This window comes from Methylobacterium sp. (assembly GCF_019750675.1).
GTDB lineage: Bacteria > Pseudomonadota > Alphaproteobacteria > Rhizobiales > Beijerinckiaceae > Methylobacterium.
The window spans coordinates 1-9,045 of record NZ_JAIEOF010000160.1 but is presented as its reverse complement, the minus strand read 5'-3'; the positions used below and the strand labels follow the sequence as shown (position 1 = coordinate 9,045).

The following is a 9,045-nucleotide window of genomic DNA, read 5'->3' as shown; positions in this document are numbered from 1 at the left end:
CGGAGCCCGAGCCCACCGCACCGACGGCGGCCACCGCCGCCCGGCCGGCCGGTGGCGCGGCACCGGCCCGTACGGCTGGCCGGCCGCAGGCCGCCGAGGAGGAGAGCGAGCAGAAGCGCGTGATCCGCCGCCCCGGCATGCCGCTCAAGATCATCACGCCGCCCAAGACCCCCAAGCAGCCGGGCGGCGACCGCAATCGTGGCCGCCTCACGATCGCCACCGCCACCTCGGGCGAGGACGAGCGTACGCGCTCCGTTGCCTCGTTCCGTCGCCGGCAGCAGCGCATGAGCGGCAACCGGCAGGTAGAGCAGAAGGAAAAGCTCTCCCGCGAGGTGACGATCCCCGAGACGATCACGATCCAGGAACTCGCCAACCGCATGTCGGAGCGGGCCGTCGACGTGATCCGTCTGCTGATGAAGCAGGGCCAGATCCACAAGATCACCGACGTGATCGACTCGGATTCGGCGCAGCTTATCGCCGAGGAACTTGGCCACACCGTGCGCCGCGTTGCGGAGTCGGACGTTGAAGAGGGCCTGTTCAACGACGAGCCGGACCTGGAAGAGGATCTCGATCCCCGTCCCCCGGTCGTCACGATCATGGGTCACGTCGACCACGGCAAGACCTCGCTCCTTGACGCGATCCGCAAGGCGAACGTGGTCTCCGGCGAGGCCGGCGGCATCACGCAGCACATCGGCGCCTATCAGGTTGCCACGCCGTCCGGCGAGATGGTGACCTTCATCGACACCCCCGGCCACGCGGCCTTCACCTCCATGCGTGCCCGTGGCGCCAAGGTGACGGACGTCGTCGTGCTGGTGGTGGCGGCGGATGACGGCGTCATGCCCCAGACGGTGGAGGCGATCTCCCACGCCAAGGCGGCCGGCGTGCCGCTCATCGTGGCGATCAACAAGATCGACAAGCCCGACGCGAACCCGCAGCGGGTCCGTACCGAGCTGCTCCAGCACGACATCCAGGTGGAGTCGATGGGCGGCGAGACCCTCGAATTCGAGGTCTCGGCCAAGACCGGCGACGGTCTGCCGGATCTCCTCGAGGGCCTTCAGCTCCAGGCCGAGATCCTGAACCTGCGCGCCAACGAGGCGCGCGACGGCGAGGGTACGGTGATCGAGGCCAAGCTCGATCGCGGCCGCGGTCCCGTCGCGACCGTGCTCGTGCAGCGCGGCACCCTGTTCACCGGCGACATCGTGGTGGCGGGCGCCGAGTGGGGTCGCGTGCGCGCCCTCATCGACGACAAGGGCGAGAGCGTCCCCTACGCGGGTCCTTCGGTCCCCGTCGAGGTGCTCGGCTTCAACGGCACGCCGGATGCGGGCGACCGCGTCGCGGTGGTCCCGAACGAGGCTCGTGCCCGCGAGGTCACCGAGTATCGTGCCCGCCAGAAGCGCGAGCGGCTTGCCGCCCGCACGGGTGGTGCGAACCGCTCGCTGGTCGACATGATGCGCGACCTCAAGGAAGGCGCCGGCCGCAAGGAACTCGCGCTCGTCGTCAAGGGCGACGTGCAGGGTTCGGTCGAGGCCATCAATGGTGCTCTCGAGAAGCTCGGCAACGACGAGGTCTCGGCGCGCATCCTGCTCGCGGGCGTCGGTGGCATCACCGAGTCGGACATCACCCTGGCGGAGGCCTCCAAGGCCGTCGTCATCGGCTTCAACGTGCGAGCCCACAAGGAAGCGCGCGAATCGGCCGAGCGGAACGGTGTCGAGATCCGCTACTACAACATCATCTACGACCTCGTGGATGACATTAAGTCGACCCTGTCGGGCATGCTGCCGCCGACGCTGCGCGAGGAGCGTCTCGGCGAGGCGCAGATCCTGCAGATTTTCGACGTGTCGAAGGTCGGCAAGATCGCCGGTTGTCGCATCCTCGACGGTGTCGTTCAGCGCGGTGCCCATGTCCGCCTCATCCGCGACAGCGTGGTCATCCACGAGGGCAAGCTCGCCCAGCTGAAGCGCCTGAAGGACGACGCGAAGGAAGTCACCGCCGGCTACGAGTGCGGCATGTCCTTCGAGAACTTCCAGGACATGCGGGCCGGCGACACCATCGAGTGCTACCGGGTCGAGGAGATCCGCCGCACGCTCTAGGCGTTCGGCATCGACGGATGAAGGAACGGGGTCGCGACGTAGGTCGCGGCCCCGTTCCGCGTTTCGGCCCCGCCTTAACCGCGTCGCCGAGTTTGGTTGGGGGAAGCCGGGTCGGTGCCTCGGTCCGCCGGCCCCGCGCCGGTTATATGGGCTGGGCGACGGCCGACATGGCGGCTTGGTCGAGGCGGAACGATGCTGAATTCCTACGCCCTGCGACGGGCGCTGTCGGACAAGAAGTACAAGAAGATCTTCGTGGAGCGGCTGACCGAGCCGCTGCACCTCAACCTCATTTCGGCGGGCGTCGCGCTGTTCGGCAGCTATCGGGCCAAGGTGGCCTTCGACCTGATGGTGCGCCAGCAATACGCGTTCCCCGTGCTGTTCGCCGCCGACGAGGCGAAGAAGCTCGGCCTCAAGCGAATCCAGGTCCTGGAATTCGGTGTCGCGACCGGCGCCGGGCTGCTGAACCTGTGCGACTGCGCCGCGCGCACCGAGGCCGAGACCGGAATCGCCATCGAAGTGGTGGGGTTCGACACGGGCAGCGGCATGCCGCCGGCGATCGATTACCGCGACATGCCGGAGTATTTCCAGGAGGGTGATTACCCGATGGATTTCGAGGCCCTGCGCCGCTCCCTGCCCGGCCGCTGCCGGCTCCTCATCGGCGACGTCGCCGAGACGATCCCTGCCTATCTCGCGAGCGTCACCGCCGAGGCGCCGGTGGGCTTCATCTCGGTGGATGTGGATTACTACTCCTCGGCGGTGAACACCCTGAAGGTGCTGGACGGGCGCCCGGAGCAGTACCTGCCCCTCCTGCCGGTCTATCTCGACGATGTGGGCATGGACGGGGCCAACACGTGGAACGGCGAGCTGCTGGCGGCCGCCGAGTTCAATGCGCGTCAGCCCATGCGCAAGATCGCGCCCTTCAACCTCCTGCGCTCGAAGCGGGTGTTCAAGAACGCCCAGTGGATCGACCGCATGTTCGCGGCGCATATCCACGATCACCCGGCGCGGACGCCGGCAACCGCGAAACGTGCGCAACAGGCCTATATCCCGAACGAGTATTTGCGCTAAGAGGGTCGCCTTCGGCGTCCGCTTCGTTTCGACCCGCTCGGGCTTTGCCCGAGTGGCGGCGCGTCGACGTTCCGTTTCAGAAGCGCTCTTTCGAGCGTCACCAGGCGGGCCGGTGTCGAAACCGCTTCGACGACAAGACGATCAGAATTTGATGGCCCAGAAACAGACCCCGACCGGACCCTCGCAGCGCCAGCAGCGCGTCGCCGAGCTGATCCGCCACGCGATCGCCGAGGTGCTCCAGCGCGGGGACATCCAGGACGCGGTGCTGAGCGCTCACGTCATCACGGTGCCGGAAGTGCGGATGTCGCCGGACCTGAAGCTCGCCACGGCCTACATCATGCCGCTCGGTGGCCTCAACGAGGCACCGGTCATCGCCGCCCTGGAGCGCAACAAGAAGGCGCTCCGGCAGGAAGTCGCCCGCCGGGTGAATCTCAAATTCGCCCCGGACCTGCGCTTCCTGCGCGACGAGACCTTCGACGAGGCGGACCGGATCGACGCCCTGCTGCGGACTGATAAGGTACGGCGCGACCTCGAATCGCGGACGCCCGGCGACGAGCAGAATCCGGACCGGGCGGCCGATGCCTCGGACCCCGACGCGGCCTGACGCGAAACCACGATACCCAAACCCTGGTTCTCTGGCCTGAGGCGGCAGACGAACCCGATTCGAAACGTCCGGATGGGACGGATGACGGCGCAGCGCGTGCCGCCCGGCCCCCGCGATCATTGACCGAGGATTCCATGATCAACGAACCGATCGTCGAGCGCACCGAAGGCGCCATTCAGCCGACCGTGACGGACCGGCTCGCGGCCGCCGAGGGCCGCCGCCCGCCGCGTGGGGGGCCGCGCCCCGACCGGCCCAAGCGCCGCGACGTCAACGGATGGGTGATCCTCGACAAGGGCGTGGGCATGACCTCGACCCACGCGGTCGCGGTGGTGAAGCGCGCCTTCAACGCCAAGAAGGCCGGCCATGCCGGCACCCTCGATCCGCTGGCCTCCGGCATCTTGCCCATCGCGCTCGGCGAGGCGACCAAGACCGTCCCCTTCGTCATGGACGGCCGCAAGGCCTACGTCTTCACCGTGACCTGGGGCATCGAGACGGACACCGACGACGCCGAGGGGCGCCCTGTGGCGACGAGTGACGCGCGTCCGGACCGGGCGGCCGTCGAGGCCGCGCTGCCGACCTTCGTCGGCGCCATCGAGCAGGTGCCGCCGCGCTACTCCGCGATCAAGATCGCGGGCGAGCGCGCCTACGATCTCGCTCGCGACGGCGAGGAGGTCGTGCTGGTGGCGCGCCCCGTGCAGATCGACCATCTCGCCGTGGTGGAGCACACCCCCGAGCGCACGGTGATCGAGGCCGCCTGCGGCAAGGGTACCTATGTGCGTGCGCTCGCCCGCGACCTCGGCCGTCAGCTCGGCTGCTTCGGCCACGTCTCGGCCCTGCGGCGAACCCGCGTCGGTCCCTTCACGGAGGCGGATGCCTGCCAGGTGGCCGCCCTGGAGGAAGCAGGGCCGGACGGCAATGGCGGCGCCCTGCATCCGGTGGAGACCGCCCTTGATGCCGTACCGTCGGTGCCGGTCTCCCGCGACATGGCCCTGCGCCTGATGCGCGGGCAGCCGGTGATCCTGCGCGGGCGCGACGCTCCCGTGGAGGGCAAGGCCTTCGCCACCTGCGGCGGCATCCTCGTTGCGGTCGGTGACGTGGAGCGGGGCGAACTCGTGCCCCACCGGGTGTTCCATCTCGGCGGCACGTCGAACCGCTCCGCCTGATCGGGGATTTTTTGCCGGCCCCCTCCCCATCGCGTCGGGAAGGGGGAATGCGACGCCTTGGCGGCGAGGAAACGCCCCTACCCTCGGATCGGCAATCCGGCCTCGATCACCCGTGCCCAGAGCGAGGCGCCGTATGGGGCGGCGGCGTCGTTGAAGTCGTATTCCGGGTGGTGCAGGCCGGCGCTGTCGCCGTTCCCGAGGAAGATGTAGGCGCCGGGGCGGTGGGCGAGCATGTAGGAGAAATCCTCGGCCGCCATCATGGGGGCCACCGCCCGGTCGACGGCCGCTTCGCCGACGAGGCCCGCCGCGACGTCCGCGATGAAGTCCGTCTCGGCCGGGTGGTTCTCGGTGACGGGGTAACCGCTGTTGAAGTCGATGGTGCCCGTCGCGCCGAAGGCACGCGGGACATGGGTGACGACCTCCACGAGCCGGTCCTGGATAAAAGTCCGCATCGGCTTCGAGAGCGCCCGCATCGTGCCTCGCAAGGTCACGCATTGCGGCAGCACGTTGAAGGCCTCCCCGGCCTCGAGGGCGCAGACCGAGACCACCGCGCTCTCGAGGGGATCGACGTTGCGCGACACCACCGATTGCAGGGCGGTGATCACGTGGCTCGCCACCAGGACGCTGTCGACGGCATGGTGCGGCTGGGCGGCGTGCCCGCCCTTGCCCGCGATGGTGATGGTGAAGCGATCGGTGGAGGCCATGATCGGTCCAGGCCGTATCGCGAAGGTCCCGAGCGCCTGGCCCGGGATGTTGTGCATGCCGTAGACGGTCTCGACGCCGAATCGCTCCATCATCCCGTCGCGGACCATGGCTTCGCCACCGCCACCGCCCTCCTCCGCGGGCTGGAAAATCAGGACCGCCGTGCCGTCGAAGTCGCGGGTCTCGGCGAGGTACTTGGCGGCGCCGAGCAGCATCGCGGTATGCCCGTCATGCCCGCAGGCGTGCATCTTCCCCGGCACGGTCGAGCGGTAGGGCAGATCGCGCACCTCCTCGATCGGAAGGGCATCCATGTCGGCGCGCAGGCCGATGGCGCGGTTGGAGCCGTGGCAGCGGCCTCGAATCACCCCGACCACCCCGGTGCGGCCGATACCGGTGGCGACCTCGTCGCAGCCGAAGTCCCGGAGCTTGTCGGCCACGAACCCGGCCGTGCGGTGGACGTCGTATTGCAGTTCGGGATGCGCGTGGAGATCGCGGCGCCAAGCGGCGATCTCGTCCGCGAAGGCGGCGATCCGGTCGAGGACGGGCATGGGAAGCGACTTTCGAGAGGCGACGGCTCTCAGGGTGGGACGCGCCGGGGTTGCGACGGCGCACACGCAGCAAACAAGAGGCCAGAGGCGCGGTCAACGCGCCCAATGCCGACGAAGCGCCGCTTCGCGGCGTTGGAGCCGGTGCGCCGGTGTCGCGGGCCGCTCGGAGTCGCAGCGTTCCGGGTCAGGAATCGGCGTGCGGACCGGCGGCGAGGTCATCCAGGATCGGGCAATCGGGCCGGGCGTCGCCGACGCAATGGGCGGCGAGGTTTTCCAGGGTGCGGGCCATGCCCTCGAGGGCCTCGATGCGCCGGCGCAGGTCGGAGACGTGGGACAGCGCCAGGGCGCGCACCTGCGCACTCGCCCGCGCGCGGTCGTGCCAGAGCGCGAGGAGCGCCCGGATGTCCTCCACGGAGAATCCGAGGTCGCGGGCACGACGCACGAAGCGCAGGGCGTGCAGATCGGCTTCCGCGTAGAGCCGGTAGCCACTCGCCGTGCGGGCGGCCGGGGCGATGAGGCCGGTCTCCTCGTAGTAGCGGATCATCTTGGCCGAGACCCCGGTGGCGCGCGCGGCCTCGCCGATGGTGACGGCGCCCGCGCTCACGATGCCGCTCCGGCCGCTCGGCGCAACCGCAGGGCATTGGCGAGCACGAAGACGCTCGACAGGGCCATGGCACCGGCCGCCAGGACCGGCGAGAGCAGCGGTCCCCCGAAGGCGTGGAGCAGGCCGGCGGCGACGGGGATCAGCGCGACGTTGTAGGCGAAGGCCCAGAACAGGTTCTGGCGGATGTTGCGCATGACCGCCTGCGAGAGCGCGATGGCGGTGACGATGCCCGCCAGCGCCCCGGACATCAGCACCACGTCGGCGCTCTCCACCGCGATGTCGGTACCGGTGCCGATGGCGAGGCCGACATCGGCCTCCGCGAGGGCAGGCGCGTCGTTGATACCGTCGCCCACGAAGGCGACCGGACCGTGCCGCGCCCGCAGGGCCTGGACGGCCTCGACCTTGCCGCCGGGCAGGATCTCGGCCGCGATCTCCGCGATGCCGAGGCGACGTGCGACACCCTCGGCGGTCCCGCGCCCGTCCCCGGTGATCATCGCCACGACGAGGCCGCGCGCCCGCAGGACCGCCACGGCCTCGGCCGCCCCGGGCTTGATCGGGTCGGCCACCGCCACGAGGGCGGCAAGGCGCCCGTCGATCGCGGCGTAGAGGGGACTGCGGCCCTCGCCCTCCAGCCGTCCGGCCGCGTCGCTCAAGGCGTCCGCCAGGATACCGAGCCGGTCGAGAAGGCGCCGGGTCCCGACCACGACGCGCCGTCCGTCGACCGTGCCGGTGATGCCGAAGCCCGGTTCCGCTGCGAAAGCCGCGACGGTCCCGAGCGTCAATCCCCGCGCCTCGGCCGCCGACACGATGCAGCGGGCGATCGGGTGCTCGGAGCGCGTTTCGAGGCTGGCGGCGAGGCGGAGGGTCTCGTCGGCATTGTGGCCGGGCGCGGGAATCAGGTCGGTGAGGGTCGGCCGCCCCTCCGTGAGCGTGCCCGTCTTGTCGAGGGCGACGACCCGGACGTCGCGCAGGCGCTGCAGGGCGGTGCCCCCGCGAAAGAGCACGCCCAGTTGCGCCGCCCGCCCGGTGCCGACCATGATGGAGGTCGGCGTCGCCAGCCCCATGGCGCAGGGGCAGGCGATGATGAGCACCGCGATGGCGTTGACCAGGGCGAGGCCGAGGCTCGGGCTCGGGCCGAGGGCGAGCCAGCTCAGGAAGGTGAGGAGGGCGGCCCCGATCACGGCGGGTACGAACCAGCCCGTCACCCGGTCGACCAGGGCCTGGATCGGAAGCTTCGTGCCCTGCGCGGCCTCGACCATGCGGACGATGCGCGCCAGCACGGTCTGGGACCCGATGGCGGTGACCCGCAGGTCGAAGCTGCCATGGGTGTTCAGGGTCCCGCCCACCACGGCATCGTCCACGGCTTTGGCCACCGGCATCGGCTCGCCCGTGACCATGCTCTCGTCCACGTAGCTCGCGCCCGCCACCAGGATCCCGTCGGCGGCGATCCGCTCGCCGGGCCGGACCCGGACCACGTCACCCACCGCGAGGCGACCCTGCGGCACCTCGACTTCGACACCGTCGCGGATCACGCGGGCGGTGGCGGGGGCGAGGCCGACGAGGCGGGCGATGGCCTCGCCCGTGCGGCCCTTGGCTCCGGCCTCCAGGGTTCGCCCGAGCAGGATCAAAGTGACGATGAGGACGGCGGCCTCGAAGTAGAGATGCGCCGTGCCGGCGGGCAGCATCGCCGGCGCCAGCACCGAGACCAGGGAGTACAGGTAGGCGGCACCGGCACCGAGCGCCACAAGGGCATTCATGTCCGGATGTCCGCGCAGCAGGTTCGGCAGACCCTGGCGGAAGAAGCGGGCGCCGGGCCCGGCGAGCACCAGCGTGGCGAGGGCGGCTTCGAGAAGCCCGACGCCGGTGCCCACCAGGGCGCCATGCACCGCGTGGGCGAAGGCCGGCACGAGATGGCCGCCCATGTCGAGGACGACGACCGGCGCGGAGAGAGCGGCGGCCCGCATCAGATCGCGGCGCAGACGCGCGGCCTCCTCGGCCTGCCGTTCGGCATGCGCGTGATCCGGGACACCTTCGGCGGCGAGCGGCTCGTAGCCGGCCCGGCTCACGGCGGCCTCGAGGTCCGCTCGCGACACCGATCCCTCCGGGTGACGGATCTCGGCGCGTCCCGTGGCGAGGTTGACCGACGCGCGCGTGACACCGGGCACCTCCGAGAGGGCCCGCTCGACGCGGCCGACGCAGGAGGCGCAGGACAGGCCCGCCACCGCAATCACCTCCACGGCCTCCGGCACGGTGTAGCCCGCGCGCG

General features: G+C 70.4%; 7 protein-coding genes. 4 read left to right on the top strand and 3 right to left on the bottom strand.

Annotation, left to right across the window (positions count from 1 at the left end):
- The 4 genes from infB to truB all read left to right on the top strand — a co-directional run.
- Positions 1 to 2,090, top strand: a 2,090-nt coding sequence (gene infB / locus K2X24_RS08520) for a translation initiation factor IF-2 (protein WP_292496762.1), incomplete at its 5' end; no start/stop codon positions are given.
- 192 nt (positions 2,091 to 2,282) lie between these two features.
- A complete protein-coding gene (locus K2X24_RS08515) occupies positions 2,283 to 3,158 on the top strand; it encodes a hypothetical protein (protein ID WP_292496759.1) in 876 nt (291 codons plus the stop codon).
- A 151-nt stretch (positions 3,159 to 3,309) separates the two neighbouring features.
- On the top strand, positions 3,310 to 3,762 hold the full coding sequence (gene rbfA / locus K2X24_RS08510) for a 30S ribosome-binding factor RbfA (RefSeq protein WP_292496757.1): 453 nt from the start codon (positions 3,310 to 3,312) through the stop codon (positions 3,760 to 3,762).
- Between the two features lie 134 nt (positions 3,763 to 3,896).
- Positions 3,897 to 4,925, top strand: a complete 1,029-nt coding sequence (gene truB, locus K2X24_RS08505; RefSeq protein ID WP_292496754.1) for a tRNA pseudouridine(55) synthase TruB — start codon at positions 3,897 to 3,899, stop codon at positions 4,923 to 4,925.
- Positions 4,926 to 5,002: 77 nt separating this feature from the next.
- Here the strand turns inward: truB and K2X24_RS08500 are convergent, their stop codons facing one another.
- The 3 genes from K2X24_RS08500 to K2X24_RS08490 all read right to left on the bottom strand — a co-directional run.
- On the bottom strand, positions 5,003 to 6,175 hold the full coding sequence (locus K2X24_RS08500) for a M20 aminoacylase family protein (RefSeq protein WP_292496751.1): 1,173 nt from the start codon (positions 6,173 to 6,175) through the stop codon (positions 5,003 to 5,005).
- 184 nt (positions 6,176 to 6,359) lie between these two features.
- Positions 6,360 to 6,779: a Cu(I)-responsive transcriptional regulator gene (cueR, locus tag K2X24_RS08495; RefSeq protein WP_292496748.1), complete on the bottom strand. Its 420-nt coding sequence runs from the start codon at positions 6,777 to 6,779 to the stop codon at positions 6,360 to 6,362.
- Positions 6,776 to 9,045: heavy metal translocating P-type ATPase (locus K2X24_RS08490; RefSeq protein WP_292496746.1), on the bottom strand; the 2,270-nt coding region annotated here is incomplete at its 5' end. The genes cueR and K2X24_RS08490, both read right to left, overlap by 4 nt.